The organism is Streptomyces sp. NBC_00012 (assembly GCF_045040875.1).
Taxonomy (GTDB): Bacteria; Actinomycetota; Actinomycetes; order Streptomycetales; family Streptomycetaceae; genus Streptomyces.
In genome coordinates this window covers 3,900,033-3,916,234 of the sequence record NZ_CP108309.1, presented here as the reverse complement: position 1 = coordinate 3,916,234, position 16,202 = coordinate 3,900,033, and the positions used below count along the sequence as shown (strand labels likewise).

General features: G+C 71.4%; 12 protein-coding genes. 7 read left to right on the top strand and 5 right to left on the bottom strand.

The features are described from left to right. Positions 1–21 precede the first annotated feature (21 nt). On the bottom strand, positions 22–1,437 hold the full coding sequence (locus OHA19_RS17875; protein WP_405750727.1) for an MFS transporter: 1,416 nt from the start codon (positions 1,435–1,437) through the stop codon (positions 22–24). 478 nt (positions 1,438–1,915) lie between these two features. Here OHA19_RS17875 and OHA19_RS17870 point away from each other — a divergent pair, with 478 nt between their 5' ends. The 4 genes from OHA19_RS17870 to OHA19_RS17855 all read left to right on the top strand — a co-directional run bounded on the left by OHA19_RS17870 (position 1,916) and on the right by OHA19_RS17855 (position 8,641). After that, entirely contained in the window at positions 1,916–2,851 is a 936-nt protein-coding gene (locus tag OHA19_RS17870; RefSeq protein ID WP_405715407.1) for a DUF3027 domain-containing protein, read from the top strand. A gap of 487 nt (positions 2,852–3,338) precedes the next feature. After that, the gene (locus tag OHA19_RS17865; protein WP_405753267.1) at positions 3,339–6,548 is read left to right on the top strand and encodes a sacsin N-terminal ATP-binding-like domain-containing protein; all 3,210 of its coding nucleotides are present in this window, start codon (positions 3,339–3,341) and stop codon (positions 6,546–6,548) included. Positions 6,549–6,851: 303 nt separating this feature from the next. Beyond that, positions 6,852–7,733, top strand: a complete 882-nt coding sequence (locus tag OHA19_RS17860; protein ID WP_405715409.1) for a calcium-binding protein — start codon at positions 6,852–6,854, stop codon at positions 7,731–7,733. A gap of 134 nt (positions 7,734–7,867) precedes the next feature. Further along, positions 7,868–8,641, top strand: a complete 774-nt coding sequence (locus OHA19_RS17855; RefSeq protein WP_405715411.1) for a DUF5707 domain-containing protein — start codon at positions 7,868–7,870, stop codon at positions 8,639–8,641. A 66-nt stretch (positions 8,642–8,707) separates the two neighbouring features. Here OHA19_RS17855 and OHA19_RS17850 read toward each other — a convergent pair whose 3' ends face one another. Together OHA19_RS17850 and OHA19_RS17845 are read right to left on the bottom strand one after the other, a co-directional pair. Beyond that, positions 8,708–11,188, bottom strand: a complete 2,481-nt coding sequence (locus tag OHA19_RS17850; RefSeq protein ID WP_405715413.1) for an HAD-IC family P-type ATPase — start codon at positions 11,186–11,188, stop codon at positions 8,708–8,710. A gap of 138 nt (positions 11,189–11,326) precedes the next feature. Next, on the bottom strand, positions 11,327–11,614 hold the full coding sequence (locus OHA19_RS17845) for a DUF2530 domain-containing protein (protein WP_405715415.1): 288 nt from the start codon (positions 11,612–11,614) through the stop codon (positions 11,327–11,329). Positions 11,615–11,825: 211 nt separating this feature from the next. Here OHA19_RS17845 and OHA19_RS17840 point away from each other — a divergent pair, with 211 nt between their 5' ends. Beyond that, positions 11,826–13,280: an NCS2 family permease gene (locus OHA19_RS17840; RefSeq protein ID WP_405715417.1), complete on the top strand. Its 1,455-nt coding sequence runs from the start codon at positions 11,826–11,828 to the stop codon at positions 13,278–13,280. Here the strand turns inward: OHA19_RS17840 and OHA19_RS17835 are convergent. After that, positions 13,273–13,488 carry a ribbon-helix-helix protein, CopG family gene (locus OHA19_RS17835; RefSeq protein WP_072485765.1) on the bottom strand — a complete coding sequence of 72 codons (216 nt, stop codon included), beginning with the start codon at positions 13,486–13,488 and terminating at the stop codon, positions 13,273–13,275. The two genes, OHA19_RS17840 and OHA19_RS17835, sit on opposite strands and share 8 nt — an antisense overlap. A gap of 145 nt (positions 13,489–13,633) precedes the next feature. Here OHA19_RS17835 and OHA19_RS17830 point away from each other — a divergent pair, with 145 nt between their 5' ends. Further along, complete coding sequence (locus OHA19_RS17830) at positions 13,634–14,074, top strand: MarR family winged helix-turn-helix transcriptional regulator (RefSeq protein ID WP_405715419.1); 441 nt, start codon at positions 13,634–13,636, stop codon at positions 14,072–14,074. Positions 14,075–14,158: 84 nt separating this feature from the next. Then, a complete protein-coding gene (locus OHA19_RS17825) occupies positions 14,159–15,493 on the top strand; it encodes an MFS transporter (RefSeq protein WP_405715421.1) in 1,335 nt (444 codons plus the stop codon). Positions 15,494–15,568: 75 nt separating this feature from the next. On the opposite strand, the gene OHA19_RS17820 is transcribed toward OHA19_RS17825, so the two are convergent. Then, a complete protein-coding gene (locus OHA19_RS17820; protein ID WP_405715423.1) occupies positions 15,569–16,153 on the bottom strand; it encodes a Uma2 family endonuclease in 585 nt (194 codons plus the stop codon). Between the last annotated feature and the right edge of the window lie 49 nt (positions 16,154–16,202).

The following is a 16,202-nucleotide window of genomic DNA, read 5'->3' as shown; positions in this document are numbered from 1 at the left end:
AAGGCTATCGGTCGCTCCGGTTCACGCCACGCGGGGGTGCGGCGAGCCGCGGCGCGCCGCGCTCAGCAGACCCCGTACGGACGTTGCGGCACCGAGGGCGAGGATGCCCGCGGCGACCGACATGCCCAGTACGCCGTTGAGGGGGAGGGCGATGCCGATGCCGCCGCCGACCACCCAGGCCATCTGGAGCACGGTCTCGGACCGGGCGAACGCGGAGCTGCGCACCTCCTCGGGCACGTCGCGCTGGATCATCGCGTCCAGCGCGAGCTTCGACAGGGCCTGGGTGAAGCCCGCGGTGGCGCTGAGCGCGGCGACCATGATCGTGCTGAAGAAGAGCGCGGCGAGCACGGCGACCCCCAGCGCCAGGGCCAGCACCGTCACGACGATCACCTCGGGGCCGCGGGCCCGCAGCCAGGAGCCGACCGCCGTACCGATCGCGTTGCCGGCGCCGGCCGCGACGCCGGCGATGCCGAGCGAGACGGCGGCGCTCTGCCCGGCGAGCGGTTGTTCGCGCAGCAGGAACGCCAGGAAGAAGATCAGGAAGCCGGAGAGCGCGCGGTGCGTGGCGTTGGCCTGGAGTCCGTTCAGCACGGACGGGCCCACGGACCGCAGACCGGGCCGCTTCTCGCCGTTCCGGTCCCGGCGCCGCGCCCGCTTGCCGCCCCGCCCCGACTCGCTCCGGGAGGCCGCCACGCCGTGCGGCGGCACCAGCTGGGCCTTCCGCTCGCCCTTCGCGGAGTCGACCTTGGGCGGCAGCGTGAAGGCGAGCACCGTCCCGCCGAGGAAGATCACGCACGCGCCGTACAGCGGCCAGCCGGATCCGACGGTCTGGAGCCCCGCCCCGATCGGGGCGGCGATACCGGTCGCCAGGAGCCCGGCCAGCGTGACCCGGGAGTTCGCCTTCACCAGGGAGAAACGCGGTGGCAGCAGACGGGGTACGACGGCGCTGCGCACCACCCCGTACGCCTTCGAGCAGACCAGGACGCCCAGCGCGGCCGGATACAGCTCCAGACCGCCGGTGGCGACCGCGCCCGACATGGTGAGCGCGAGCACCGCGCGGGCCAGCATCGCACCGGCCATCGCGGCGCGCCGCCCGTGCGGCAGCCGGTCCAGCAGCGGTCCGATCACGGGGGCCAGGAGCGTGAAGGGAGCCATGGTGACGGCGAGGTAGAGGGCTACGCGGCCGCGGGCCTCGTCCGTCGGTACGGAGAAGAACACCGTCGAGGCGAGCGCGATCGTGATCATCACGTCACCCGCGCCGTTCACGGCATGCAGTTCGATCAGTTTGCCGAGCCCGGACTCCCCGGCGCCATGGGCGTGGGTCGCCTTCCGGATGCCCTTGGCGGTGCCGGTGAACGGTTTGTGGAGGGCATGACCGACCGCCCGGCCCGTCCTGCGGAGCGGGCCGGATTCTTTGTGCGACCTGGCGGAAGTCACTTCGTCATAGTGCCCCAGTCACGGTTGCGGCGAACCGGCATCGCGGCGGGGCGCGGGGCACTTGGTCCTGTCGGGCCAGTGATCCGCCCCGGCCGGACGGGGCCGGCCCGGCCCGGGCGGTGGCCAGGACCAGGGCTTCCGGGGACGGTTCTCGCGGGTGACGAGGCACCGGATCCAGCGGTGTTCGGCACCGGATCCGGCAGTGTTCGGCACGGGATCCGGCGTTGTTTGGGACGGGCAGGTGGGCGGGGGGCGGCGGAGAGGGTAGCGTGCGTAGCGCGCCACCGGCGGTTGTTCTCGGCCGCGCGCCTCTCGGCGATCCCGCAGAATGGGTAGCAGAAGGTGTGCCCGAGGCAGGCAGTAACGGGTGTGGACGTCGACGCGGCCCTCAGGTCCGCTCCGCCCTCACCCGTCATGGCCGAAACCGATGGATGTGCTGGCGCGCTCGTGAGACTGGCGTAGGAGAGAAGCGAGACCTGTGAGTGCTGCGACGACGCGAAGCCGTACGGCCCGTACCCCTGTTCCCGACCGTCTGTGCGCCGAGGCGGTAGACCTGGCCCGCGCGGCGGCCGAGGAGGCAGCCGCGCCGGGGGCCGTCGGTGAGCATGTGGCCGTGGTCTCCGAGGGGGACCGGGTCGTCACGCACTTCTTCGAGTGCGAGGAGCCCGGCTACCGGGGCTGGCGCTGGGCGGTGACGGTCGCCCGCGCCTCCCGCGCGAAGAACGTCACCCTCGACGAAGCAGTGCTGCTGCCCGGCAGTGACGCGCTCCTCGCCCCGGAGTGGGTGCCGTGGAGCGAGCGGCTGCGCCCCGGCGACATGGGGCCGGGCGATCTGCTGCCCACCGAGGCGGACGACATCCGCCTGGAGCCCGGCTACACCGGTGAGGACGAGCCGCCGCCGAACTCCGTGGTCTCCGAGATGTCGCAGGAGATGGCCGACCTCGTCGACGCGGAGGACGCGGAGCTGACGACGCGCCCCGCGACGACGAGCCGGGGCTCGATCGCGGCGGTCGCGGACGAGCTCGGCATGCGGCGGGCGCGGGTGCTGTCCCGGTACGGGCTGCACGCGGCGGCCGACCGGTGGGACGAGGCGTTCGGCGCGAAGACGCCGATGGCCCAGGCGGCCCCTGCCTCCTGCGTCACCTGCGCCTTCCTGGTGCCCTTGGCGGGCTCGCTCAAGCAGGCGTTCGGGGTGTGCGCGAACGAGTTCGGTCCGGCGGACGGGCGGGTCGTGTCGCTGTCGTACGGATGCGGCGGGCACTCGGAGGCGGCGGTGATGCCGAAGCCGCCGAAGCCGACGCCGCACGCGCTGGACACGATGCAGGTGGACGAGTACCCGTTGCGGCCGGCCCGGGACTCCGGCTCCGTCCCGGCGGAGGCGGACGCGCCGACGGAGGACCTCGGCCACTCGTAGGCGGTGGCCGGGGGCGGTGCGGTTCGCCGCGGGTGCGGGGCGCGGGGTCCGGGTTGTTCCGGCGGGCCGGTTGCGTCCTCAAGCGCCGGACGGGCTTGATCATGCCGCTCGGCCGGGAGATCTTGCCGCTCGTCCGAGGGATTTCGCGGCTGCCCGGCGAACCGGTTCCGCCCTCGATCGCCGGGCGGGCTTGAGCGGGATGCCGGGCGACCCCCGCCCCGGCCGGGCCGCTTTGTCCTCGATCGCCGGACGGGCTTGATCGTTCCGCTCGTCCGGGAGATCTTGCCGCCCGTACCGGGAGGCCCCCACCCGTACCGGGAATTCGCCGCCCGCCGGGCAACCTCCTGCCCAGCGGCGGAGCCGAGGGTCCGAACCGGCCGAAGCGCTGTCCGGCGGCCCCGTCCGGTGCGAGGACCCGGTACCTTCGGGCGCACACTTGGCGGCACGGGCAGTGCGCAACCGGAAAGAGCGGAGTCAGAGCGTGAGCATGAATGCGACCGAGGGGGCCGATCCGTTCGGGACCGCACGGCTGCGGCGCGGTGTGCTCGACGCCTGGGGCGCCGGCCCCGCCAGGTTCCGCGAGGACGCCAACGCCGAGGAGGACCTCGCACTCGGCGGCTACCGCGACCGCCTCGTCGTCGAGCTGGCCCAGAACGCCGCCGACGCCGCCGCCCGCGCGCAGGTCCCCGGCCGGCTCCGCCTCACCCTGCACCCGGCGACCCCGGACACCCCCGCCGTCCTCGCCGCCGCCAACACCGGCGCGCCCCTCGACGCCACCGGCGTGGAGTCGCTCTCCACGCTGCGCGCCTCCGCCAAGCGCGAGGGCCACGAAGGCGCCGTCGGCAGGTTCGGCGTCGGGTTCGCCGCCGTGCTCGCGGTGAGCGACGAGCCCGCCGTCGTCGGCCGGCACGGCGGTGTCCGCTGGTCCCTGGCCGAGGCCCGAGACCTCGCCGGGCGGGCGGCCGTCGCCAGCCCCGGGCTCGGCGACGAACTGCGCCGCCGCGACGGCCACGTACCGCTGCTCCGCCTTCCGCTGCCCGCCGAGGGCACCGCACCCGACGGGTACGACACCGTCGTCGTCCTCCCGCTGCGCGACGGCGGCGCCGAGGACCTCGTGGTCCGGCTGCTCGACGCGGTCGACGACGCCCTGCTGCTCACCCTGCGCGGCCTCGACGAGATCGTGATCGAGACCCCGGACACGGTACGGACGCTGCGCCGCTCCGAGCACGGCCCGTACACCCATGTCGAGGACTCCGCGCTCGGTACGAACCGCTGGCGCACCGTCACCCACCACGGCCCCGTCGAGCCCGCCCTGCTCGCCGACCGCCCCCGCGAGGAACGGCTGCGCCCGCACTGGTCGGTCACCTGGGCGGTCCCGGTCGACACGGAGGGCGCCCCGGTCCGCCCCCGTACCCTCCCCGTCGTCCACGCCCCGACCCCCACCGACGAACCCCTCGGCATCCCCGCGCTGCTCATCGCCTCGCTGCCGCTGGACACCGCCCGCCGCCACTTCGCGCCGGGACCGCTCACCGACTTCCTGGTGCAGCGCGCCGCCGACGCGTACGCCGAACTGCTCGCCGGCTGGCAGCCGGTGTCCGTCGACACCATCGACCTCGTACCGGGACCGCTCGGCAAGGGCGAACTGGACGGCGCGCTGCGCGGCGCGATCCTGGAGCGGCTGCCGCGCGTCGCGTTCCTGGCGCCCGCCGCCCCGCGCGACACCACCGCCGCCGAGGCGGACCGGTGGGACACCTGGGACGTGCAGGCGGACGGCCTCCCCCAGGCGGCCACCACCGCGCTGCGGCCCATCGAGGCCGAGGTGCTGGAAGGGGTCGGCGCCGAGACGGTACGGGTGCTCGCCGAGGTCCTGCCGTGTCTGCTGCCCGCCGGACTGGAACGCCGCAGCGAGCTGCGTACGCTCCAGGTCGCCCGGGTCCCGCTGACCGAGGCGATCGACCGGCTCGCCGGCCTGGAGCGCGATCCCGGCTGGTGGCGGCGGCTGTACGACAGCCTGTCCGGCATCGACCCGGACCGCCTCTCCGGCCTGCCCGTGCCGCTGGCCGGAGCGCCGGAGGCCGCGGACGCCGGGATCCCGGCCGTGCCCCGCACCACCATCGGCCCCCGCCAGGTGCTCCTCCCGCTCCCCGGCGCGGCTGCGGGACCGGTGCTGGAACGGCTCGCCCGGCTCGGGCTGAAGGTCGCCCACCCGGACGCCGCCCATCCGCTGCTGGAGAAGCTGGGCGCCTTGCCCGCCACCCCGCGCGCCGTGCTGACGACCCCGCAGGTGCGGGCCGCCGTCGCCGGGTCGCTGGACGCGGGCGAGATCTGGGACGAGGACGCGCTGGACGGCGACGAGCTCGCCGAGACCGTCCTCACCCTCGTGCGGGACGCCGAGCTGGCACCCGGCGACGAGCCCTGGCTCGGCGCGCTCGCCCTCCCCGACGAGGACGGCGAGCCCGCCCCCGCCGGGGAGCTCGTGCTGCCCGGGAGCCCCTTCGCGGCCGTCATGCGGGAGGGCGAACTGGCCCTCTGCGACCAGGAGCTGACCGACCGCTGGGGCGAGCAGCCGCTCACCGCCTGCGGCGTGCTCGCCACCTTCGCCCTCGTACGCACCACCGATGTGGTGCTGGACCCCGACGAACTGGAGCCGCGCGAGGGCGACTTCGCCGAGCCCGACGACGCCGGCCTGCTGGACGCCGTGGACGTGTGGTGCGAGGACATCCTCGACCGGCTGCCCGACACCCCGGTGCCGCCGGTCGCCACCGAGATCGTCGCCGTCCGCGATCTGGACCTGGTCGACGACGACGCCTGGCCCCAAGTGCTCGCCATGCTCGCCCGGCCGCCGCTGCGCGACGCGCTGACCCAGCCGGTGCGGGTGCTGATGCCGGACGGCACCACGCAGTCCGTGCGCCCGTACACGGCCTGGTGGCTGCGCGACCACCCGGTGCTCGACGGCCGCCGCCCCGCCGGGCTGCGGGCCGCGGGCGGCGACCCCCGGCTGGCCGGGCTCTACGACTCGGCCGACGCCACCGGCTTCGACGACGCGCAGGTGCTGCGCGCCCTCGGCGTACGGACGTCCGTGGCCGCCCTGCTGGACGAGCCGGGCGGCGCCGCCGAGCTGCTCGGCCGGCTCGCGGACGAGGACCGCCCGGTCGGCCCCGTCCAACTGCACTCCCTGTACACCGCGCTGGCCGACCTCGACCCGGAACAGGTCACGCTGCCGGACGAGCTGCGGGCCGTGGTCGACGGCGAGGTGCGGGTCGTCGACGCGGCGGACGCCGTGATCGCGGACGCCCCCGATCTGCTGCCGCTCACCGACGGGCTCCCGCTGCTCCCGGTCGCCCCGACGCGCGCGGCGGACCTGGCCGAGCTGTTCCAGGTGCGCCGGCTCGGCGAGAGCGTCGAGGCCGAGGTGTCGACGGAGGGCGAGGAGCACCGGGTGCCGGACGCGGTACGGGTGCTGCTGGGCGCCGGGACCCCGGAGGCGTACGTCGAGCACGGCGAACTGCGCGCGGGCGGCGTCGAGCTGGACTGGCGCCGCACCCCCGACGGCACGGTGCACGCCGCCACGCTGGAGGGCGTCGCGGCGGGCCTGGCCTGGGCGGCGGGGCAGTGGCCGCGCCGCTTCGAGGTCGCGGCGCTGCTGGAGGACCCCTCCCGTACGGAGGAGCTGGCCCGGGACCGCTGGTTCGACTGACGGGCGGTCAGGGGCGGTCGGGGCGGTCAGGGGGCCGGCGGGGGACGGTCTGGAACGCCGGCGGAGAGACCTCAGGTGTGTGCCGACGGAGAGATCCTCGGTGTGCCGGTGGGGGATCTTCGGCATGCCGGCGGGGGATCCAGGGCATGCCGATGGAGCGATCTTCGCAAGAAGTTCATCTCGGTGTACAACCCTTCACATGCCTCGCGGGTCTGGTTTCCCGAGTCAGCAGACTCACAGTCCGAACCAGCCCCGCCGGGGCGCGTCACGCGCCCGCGGGGCCTTTCTCCACTGGGGAAACACATGCGAATTCGTGCCACTGTTGCTGCCGTTTCCGGCGCCCTGGCCCTGTCTGCTCTGGCTGTCCCGGCCGCCCACGCGGGCGACTCCGCCCCGAACCTGAACAAGCCGACGTCGGGTGCCGAGGTCTTCGGCACCGCCGCCCGGGGCGCTTCGAAGGCCGCCGCGGCCACCGCCGCCGACGCCGCGGAACCCGTCATCTCCAAGGTCGTCGTCAACGGCGGCAAGAACGTCGTCCTGGGCACCACCGCCCTGAAGACGATCTCCATCTCCGTCACCGCCTCGCACGCCACCGGTGTCATCGACGCCTACGCCGACCTGTGGCACGGCACCAACCCGGACTCGCCGGACACCATCGACGGCGCGATCCTGCCGAACGAGGACGTGTCGAAGTGCACCAAGGTCAACGCGACGACCTCCACGTGCAAGCTGACGTTCACGATCGACCCGCGCTACGACCTGTACAAGAACTCCCTGGCCGGCACCTGGCACGTCTCGGCGGGCGTGCTCGCCGGTAACCAGGCCGACTTCGCGTACACCGACTACTACAGCACCGCCCGGGTGCAGCGGCTGTCGAAGCTGACGGTCAACGCCTCGCCCGAGCCGGTGAAGAAGGGCAAGACCATCACGGTGACCGGGAAGCTGTCGCGGGCGAACTGGGAGGACCACGCGTACCACGGTTACGCGACGCAGCCCGTGAAGCTCCAGTTCCGCAAGAAGACCAGCTCCACGTACACCACGGTCAAGACGATCAAGACGAGCAGCACCGGCACCCTGAAGACCACGGTCAAGGCCTCGGTCGACGGTTACTGGCGCTACAGCTTCGCGGGTACGTCCACCACCCCGGCCGTCACCACCGCCGGCGACTTCGTCGACGTGAAGTAGTTCCACCCGGACACATCACGGCCACCCGTGGCCACCGCGAGCAGCGGGATCCCTCCGCGAGGGGTCCCGCTGCTCACGCATCCGACCTGTGCATCCTCATCCGGCCCCCAAGGCCTTTCTCCACGGAGAAATCCATGCGCATTCGTGCCACTGTCGCCGCAGTCTCCGGCGCCCTGGCCCTGTCCGCCCTCGCCGTTCCGGCGGCGCACGCGGCAACGGCCGATCCCGTCATATCCAAGATCACCGTCAACGGTGGCAAGGACATCGTCCTGGGCACCACCGCCAAGAAGACCGTCACCGTCTCGGTGACCGCCTCGCACGCCTCCGGCATCGAGACCGGCTGGCTGCTCCTGTGGCACGGCAAGGACCAGGACGAGGGCATGGACGGCGCGCTGCTGCCCAACGAGGACGACGCGACCTGCAAGGCCGCGAGCGCGACCACCAGCACCTGCTCCCTCACCATCACCATCGACCCCAGGGTCGACCTGTACAAGAACGCGCTGGCGGGCTCGTGGCACGTGCTCGCGGGTGCGGAGGCCAAGGACGGCTCCAGCTACTACTCGGACTACGCCGCAACGGCGAAGATCCAGCGGCTGTCGAAGCTGACGGTCAACGCCTCGCCCGAGCCGGTGAAGAAGGGCAAGACCATCACGGTGACCGGGAAGCTGTCGCGGGCGAACTGGGAGGACCACGCGTACCACGGTTACGCGACGCAGCCCGTGAAGCTCCAGTTCCGCAAGAAGACCAGCTCCACGTACACCACGGTCAAGACGATCAAGACGAGCAGCACCGGCACCCTGAAGACCACGGTCAAGGCCTCGGTCGACGGTTACTGGCGCTACAGCTTCGCGGGTACGTCCACCACCCCGGCCGTCACCACCGCCGGCGACTTCGTCGACGTGAAGTAGTTCCACCCGGACACATCACGGCCACCCGTGGCCACCGCGAGCCAGCGGGGGCGGGAGTCCGCGCAGTCACACGGGGAAGCGTCGGCCGACCAGCCGCCAGGCGTACTCCAGGCCGGCCGACGCCACCACCGCGATGCCCACGGCCGCCCACGGCATCGTCGTCCCGACCAGCTTCAGTGCGAAGAACTCCTGGAGCCACGGCACCACCAGCACGATCAGGAACGCCAGCCCCATCGCAGCCACCAGGGCGATCCGCCACCAGGTGTACGGGCGGGCGATGATCGCCAGCACCCACATCGAGACCAGGAACAGCGTGAGCGTGGCCGCGCTGGTCTCCGCTTCGAGGGCACCCGGACCGGAGTAGTGGCTCCGGGCGATCAGATAGGTCGTGAAGGTGGCCGCGGCCGCGATGACGCCCGACGGGATCGCGTACCGCATCACCCGGCGCACGAAGTGCGGATGGGCCCGTTCCTTGTTGGGTGCGAGGGCCAGGAAGAAGGCCGGGACGCCGATCGTCAGCGTCGACAGCAGGGTCAGATGGCGCGGCAGGAACGGGTAGTCGACCTGGGTGCAGACCACCAGGACGGCCAGCAGCACCGAGTAGACGGTCTTGGTCAGGAACAGGGTGGCGACCCGGGTGATGTTGCCGATCACCCGGCGGCCCTCGGCGACCACGGACGGCAGCGTCGCGAAGCTGTTGTTCAGCAGCACGATCTGGGCGACGGCCCGGGTCGCCTCGGAACCCGATCCCATGGAGACGCCGATGTCGGCGTCCTTCAGCGCCAGTACGTCGTTGACGCCGTCGCCGGTCATGGCGACGGTGTGGCCGCGGGACTGGAGGGCGGCGACCATGTCCCGCTTCTGCTGCGGGGTGACCCGTCCGAAGACCGCGTTCTCCTCCATGGCCGTGGCCATGTCGTCAGGGTCGGTGGGCAGCCGGCGGGCGTCCAGGGTGTGCTCGGCGCCCGGCAGGCCCAGCTTTCCGGCGACCGCGCCGACCGAGACCGCGTTGTCGCCGGAGATGACCTTCGTGGCGACCCGCTGGTCGGCGAAGTAGGACAGCGTCTCCGCGGCGTCGGGCCGCAGCCGCTGCTCCAGGACGACCAGCGCGCTCGGTACGGCCCCGGCCGCGATGTCCGGCCCGTCGAGCAGGCCCTCGGCGCGGGCCAGCAGCAGCACCCGCAGGCCCTGCTTGTTGAGCTGCTCGATCTCGGCGAGCGCCGGGTCCTGCTCGGGCAGCAGCACATCGGGGGCGCCCAGCAGCCAGGACGACTCACGGCCGCCGCCCTCGTCGAACGCGGCGCCGCTGTACTTGCGGGCCGAGGAGAACGGCAACGCCTGGGTGCACAGCCACTGCTCGCCGTCCGGGTAGGCGTCCACGATGGCCTGGAGGCTGGCGTTGGGGCGGGGGTCGGAGGACCCGAGGGCGCCCAGCACGCTCCGTATGTACGTGTCGTCCGCACCGCCCAGCGTCCGCACCTCGGTGACGTCCATGCCGCCCTCGGTGAGGGTGCCGGTCTTGTCCAGGCAGACGACGTCGACCCGGGCCAGCCCCTCGATGGCGGGAAGCTCCTGCACCAGGCACTGCTTGCGGCCCAGCCGTACGACGCCGATCGCGAACGCGACCGAGGTGAGCAGCACCAGGCCCTCGGGGATCATCGGGACGATCCCGCCGACGGTCCGGGCGATCGATCCCTTGAGGTCGTTGTCGTTGACCACGAGCTGGCTGATGACCAGGCCGATCGCGGTCGGCACCATCATCCAGGTGACGTACTTGAGGATCGTGGAGATGCCGGTGCGCAGCTCGGACTGGACGAGGGTGAAGCGGGACGCCTCCTCGGCGAGCTGGGCGGCGTAGGCCTCGCGGCCGACCTTGGTGGCGCTGAAGGCGCCGCCGCCGGCGACCACGAAGCTGCCGGACATCACGGGGTCGCCGGGCTTCTTCAGTACCGGGTCGGCCTCGCCGGTGAGCAGCGACTCGTCGATCTCCAGACCGTCGGCCTCGGCGACCGTGCCGTCCACGACGGCCTTGTCGCCGGGGCCCAGCTCGATGAGGTCGCCGAGGACGATCTCGGAGGTGGAGATCTCGGCCGCGACCCCGTCGCGCCGCACCGTGGGTTTGGCCTCACCGATGACCGCGAGGCTGTCCAGGGTCTTCTTGGCCCGCCACTCCTGGACGATGCCGATGCCGGTGTTGGCGATGATCACGAAGCCGAAGAGGCTGTCCTGGATCGGCGCGACGAACAGCATGATCAGCCAGAGCACGCCGATGATCAGGTTGAACCGGGTGAAGACGTTGGCGCGGACGATCTCGCGCACGGAGCGGGACGAGCGGACGGGTACGTCGTTGACCTCGCCGCGGGCGATCCGCTCGGCCACCTCGGCGGCGGTCAGGCCGCGCGGATCCACTGCCGGGGCGGGCAGCCGCACCGGGTGTACCGGGTCGAGCTCGGCCCCGGCGTCGATCATGGCAGAACCCGGATGGCCGGTGGCGCCGTCTGATTCGGGGGTCTGCTCGCCGAAGGAATGGGATGCCCGCTGCGTCATGGTTCCGACGGTACGGGGGGATGGTCCGATTCACCCACTGGGCGGTCCGAAGATCAGACCGGGGGAGGAGGGGAATGGTCCTGTGGTGGTACGGGGCCGGTGCCGGACCCCGAGTACCGGATCCCGAGCGCCGGACCCTCAGGCGGTGGCGCCCTCTCCGGCGCCGCCCGGCGTTTCGGCGGCGGCGGCCGCCCGCTTGAGCGCGGCGTCACGACCCCGCACGTACCAGATGCCGATCAGGCCGAGCCCCGCACCGGCGAGACAGGTCCACAGCCACCACAGGTGGCCGTGGTCGTCGAACCAGCCGTAGAACGGGAGCTGGACCAGGAAGAGGACGAACCAGAGGATCGTGCCGCCGGTGATGGTGGCGACGACGGGCCCCTCCAGGGGCTCGGGTGCCTCGTGCTTCGGTGTCCACTTCGCCATGACCTCAGTGTATGGGGCCCCTTCGCCACCCCGTGAGGACGGCGGTGCCGAAGCCTTTCCGGGCCGGTCGACCCAAGGGTCTACGCGCGGAGATAGCGATCTTCGCCTTATGTATTCATACTGAATCTGCTTGAGGCTGGCTCGAATTGTTCGTGTAAAAGTCCAAAGCTGACTACTTTCTTCCCCCCTCTACGTACGACTGAGGTCATACATGTCCCCCTCGGCCACCGCTCCGGTCGACGCCATGCAGCCCCCGGCTCCCCAGCCACAAGGCGGCCTGGACCGTTTCTTCAAGATCTCCGAGCGGGGGTCGTCGGTCGCACGGGAGATCCGTGGCGGACTCGCCACGTTCTTCGCGATGGCGTACATCATCGTGCTGAACCCGATCATTCTCGGCAGCGCCAAGGACATGTACGGGCATCAGCTCGACAGCGGCCAGCTGGTCACCGCCACCGTACTGACCGCCGCGTTCTCCACGCTCCTGATGGGCGTCATCGGCAATGTGCCGATCGCGCTGGCGGCCGGCCTCGGCGTCAACACCGTCGTGGCCCTCCAGCTCGCCCCCCGGATGAGCTGGCCGGACGCCATGGGCATGGTCATCCTCGCGGGCATCGTGGTGATGCTGCTGGTCGCGACCGGGCTGCGGGAACGCGTGATGCACGCGGTGCCGACATCGCTCCGCAAGGGCATCGCGATCGGCATCGGCCTCTTCATCCTGCTGATCGGCCTGGTCGACTCGGGCTTCGTCTCCCGCGTCCCGGACGCCGCGCACACCACCGTGCCGCTCCAGCTGGGCAGCGACGGTCACCTCAACGGCTGGCCGGTCCTGGTCTTCATCATCGGTGCGCTGCTGACCCTCGCGCTGCTCGTCCGCAAGGTGCCGGGCGCGATCCTGATCTCCATCGTCGCGATGACGGTCCTCGCCGTGATCATCGACGCCGTCGCCGATCTGCCGGCCGGCGCGTGGGGCCTGACCGTTCCGCAGTGGCCGGGCAACCCGGTCGACACCCCGGACTTCGGGCTGGTCGGCCAGGCCAGTCTGTTCGGCGGCTTCAGCAAGGTCGGCGTGCTCACCGGCATCCTGTTCGTCTTCACCGTGCTGCTGTCCTGCTTCTTCGACGCGATGGGCACCATCCTCGGCGTCGGCGACGAGGCGAAGCTGACCGACGCGGAGGGCAACTTCCCCGGCATCAACAAGGTGCTGTTCGTGGACGGCATCGCGGTCGCCGCGGGCGGTGCGAGCTCCTCCTCGGCCACGACCTGCTTCGTGGAGTCCACGGCGGGTGTCGGCGAGGGCGCCCGCACCGGCTTCGCGAGCATCGTGACGGGCCTGCTGTTCACGGTGGCGCTGTTCCTGACACCGCTGGCGACCATGGTCCCGTCGCAGGCGGCCACCCCCGCGCTGCTGGCGGTGGGCTTCCTGATCATCTCGGGCTCGGTGCGGGACATCGACTGGAGCGACTACACGCTCGCCATCCCGGCCTTCCTCGCCATGCTGATGATGCCGCTCACGTACTCGATCACCAACGGCATCGGCATCGGCTTCATCGCCTTCTCCGTGCTGCGCGTGGTCGCCGGGCGCTGGCGCGAGGTGCCGGTGCCCATGTACGTGGTCTCCGCGGTCTTCGTCTTCTACTACGCGATGCCGGCCCTCGGTCTCACGTGACCTCTTCGGCCCTGATCCCCGCGGTCCCTTCCGGGCCGTAGAACCTCTCCGTCTCGTCGACGGCCGCCTTGAAGCGCTCGTCGAAGTCATCGCGAATGAGCGTCCGGACCACATAGTCCTGGACGCTCATTCCGCGTTTGGCGGCATGCTGCCGGAGCCGGTCGAGCAGCTCACCGTCTATCCGCAGGCTGAGCACAGTCGATCCCATGGCAAGCAGGGTTACGGCCCACCGGGTCGTTTCGCGTCACTTTCCGGATCCGACTCACTCGTTCGGGTGATCGATTGGGCGAAGCGCCACAAGCCCCTGTAACACGAATGGTCTTTAGGGCGACTAATGAGTTACGCTAATAAACATGCCTGACCTGATCCACGACGGCGACAGTGCGGCCGCCGTGAGCTCCCTTCGCTCCGCCGTGATGCTGCTCAGCCGGCGCCTCAAGCACCAGCGCGTCGACGAGTCGCTGAGCCCCACCGAGATGTCGGTGCTCGGCACGCTCGCCAGGTGCGGCTCGGCCACGCCGGGCGAGCTGGCCCGCAAGGAGCATGTGCAGCCTCCGTCGATGACCCGCATCGTCGCGCTGCTGGAAGCGAAGGGGCTGGTCAGACTGGAACCGCACCCCGATGACCGTCGCCAGAAGGTGGTCAGCCAGACCGAGCAGGCGGAAGCCATGCTCGAAGAGAGCCGCTCCAAGCGGAACGCCTGGCTGACCGCCCTCGCCGAGGGCCTGGACGAGGACGAGTGGGAGACGCTGCGCAAGGCGGCGCCCGTGCTGGAGAAGCTCGCCCACATGTAGCGGCGCGGGCCGCGCCGGACCACAGCCCGCACCGTCGCACCTCGTCAGTCAGCGAAACGTATACGCCCGAGGAGGCGAACCCTTTTGAGTACGGGATCCGGAGCAGACTCCGCCCCCGCACCGACTTCCACCCACGAGAGCAAGCCCGGCGGGACCTTCTCGTCGCTGAAGATCCGTAACTACCGCCTGTTCGCCACGGGCGCCGTGATCTCCAACACCGGTACCTGGATGTCCCGCATCACGCAGGACTGGCTCGTCCTGAGCCTCACCGGGTCCGCCGCCGCCGTCGGCATCACCACGGCCCTCCAGTTCCTCCCCATGCTTCTGTTCGGCCTATACGGCGGTGTCATCGCGGACCGCCTCCCGAAGCGGAAGCTGCTCCTCGTCAGCCAGGCGGCGCTCGGCCTCTGCGGGATCGCCCTCGCGGTGCTCACGCTCTCCGGTGTCGTCCAGGTGTGGCACGTCTACCTCATCGCGTTCCTGCTCGGCATGGTGACGGTGGTCGACAACCCGGCCCGCCAGTCGTTCGTGTCCGAGATGGTCGGACCCGCCCAGCTGCGCAACGCGGTCAGTCTCAACTCGGCGAACTTCCAGTCCGCCCGGCTCATCGGCCCGGCCGTCGCCGGTGTCCTGATCACCACGGTCGGCAGCGGCTGGGCCTTCATGTTCAACGGCCTGTCCTTCGCCGCCCCGCTCATCGGCCTGCTGATGATGCGTACGAGCGAGCTGCACAAGACCACCGTCGTACCCCGCGCCAAGGGCCAGCTGCGGGAGGGCCTGCGCTACGTCTCCGGCCACCCCGAGCTGATCTGGCCGATCGTCCTGGTCGGCTTCGTCGGCACCTTCGGGTTCAACTTCCCGATCTGGCTGACGGCCTTCGCGGACGAGATCTTCCACGGCGGCGCCGGGATGTACTCCTTCTTCAACATCCTCATGGCGGCCGGCTCCCTCGCCGGTGCCCTGCTCGCCGCCCGCCGCCGCTCCTCCCGGCTGCGGATGCTGGTGGCCGCAGGAACGGCGTTCGGCCTGCTGGAGATCATCGCGTCCCTGTCGCCGTCCGTCTGGCTCTTCGCGATCCTGCTGGTCCCGATCGGCATGATCGGCCTCACGACCAACATCAGTGCGAACACCAGCGTCCAGATGGCCGCCGACCCGGCCATGCGCGGCCGGGTCATGAGCCTGTACATGATGGTCTTCGCCGGCGGTACGCCGGTGGGCGCCCCGATCGTCGGCTGGATCAGCGACGCCTACGGGGTCCGTACGGGCATGGCCGTCGGCGGTGCGTTCTCGCTGGTGGCCGCACTCGGCGTCGGCTTCATGCTGGCCCGCGTGGGCGGCCTGCGCCTCCGCGTCGACCTGCGGCCCGGCCGCCCGCACGTCCGGTTCGTCCCCCGGGAGGAGCTGGCCGCGGCGGCGTGAGCGCCGTCCGACGAGGCACATGGCGCGGCCCCGACCGGTGAGCACCGGCCGGGGCCGCCGTGCGCCGGGGGAGCGTCAGTCGCGGGGGAAGTCGGCGGTTTCCAGGGTGAGGCCCACCACGGTCGAAGTGAGATCGACCGGGGTGCCGAAGTCGAGGCTCAGTACGCTGCGGTACTCGTCCTCCTTCGGGAGTGTGTGGAGGTGCCAGGTACCGGTGTACGGGTCGACGATGAGGTACACGGGTACACCGGCGGTGGCGTAGGTGGCCTTCTTCGATCCGTAGTCGTTGGCGGCGGTGCTCTTCGAGATCACCTCGGTCACGAACTCGATGTCCTGGTAATGGCACTGGCCGTCGGCGTCCTCGGTGGCACCCTCGGTCAGTGCGATGACATCCGAGGCGAAGCCGTTGAGCAGCCCCGGGAAGTCAATGCGCACATCGGACAGCAAGCGCTCCCGGGGGTACCTTGCGCGCAACTGCTCGATGATGTCGAGAATGATCCGCCAGTGTGTGCGCCGTTGCGGCGACATGTAGATGTTCCCCTCGACGATCTCGACCTTGAATCCCTCGGGGGTGGGCTCAAGCCACTCGAACATCATGTCCAGAGTGCGCTTGTCGCTGCTGTCGGCCATGTCGATCCTGTCGGTCTCTGCGACGGTCACCGTGGCGCTCCTCCGCGCTGCCGCGCGGGCGCGGGCAGCCGCGTAGTAC

Excerpts from the sequence above, each read along its gene's own strand:
- OHA19_RS17835 (WP_072485765.1), bottom strand. The coding sequence starts at position 13,488 with ATGGGATCGACTGTGCTCAGCCTGCGGATAGACGGTGAGCTGCTCGAC.
- OHA19_RS17850 (WP_405715413.1), bottom strand. The coding sequence starts at position 11,188 with ATGACGCAGCGGGCATCCCATTCCTTCGGCGAGCAGACCCCCGAATCA.
- OHA19_RS17840 (WP_405715417.1), top strand. The coding sequence starts at position 11,826 with ATGTCCCCCTCGGCCACCGCTCCGGTCGACGCCATGCAGCCCCCGGCT.
- OHA19_RS17845 (WP_405715415.1), bottom strand. The coding sequence starts at position 11,614 with ATGGCGAAGTGGACACCGAAGCACGAGGCACCCGAGCCCCTGGAGGGG.
- OHA19_RS17830 (WP_405715419.1), top strand. The coding sequence starts at position 13,634 with ATGCCTGACCTGATCCACGACGGCGACAGTGCGGCCGCCGTGAGCTCC.
- OHA19_RS17865 (WP_405753267.1), top strand. The coding sequence starts at position 3,339 with ATGAATGCGACCGAGGGGGCCGATCCGTTCGGGACCGCACGGCTGCGG.
- OHA19_RS17860 (WP_405715409.1), top strand. The coding sequence starts at position 6,852 with ATGCGAATTCGTGCCACTGTTGCTGCCGTTTCCGGCGCCCTGGCCCTG.
- OHA19_RS17855 (WP_405715411.1), top strand. The coding sequence starts at position 7,868 with ATGCGCATTCGTGCCACTGTCGCCGCAGTCTCCGGCGCCCTGGCCCTG.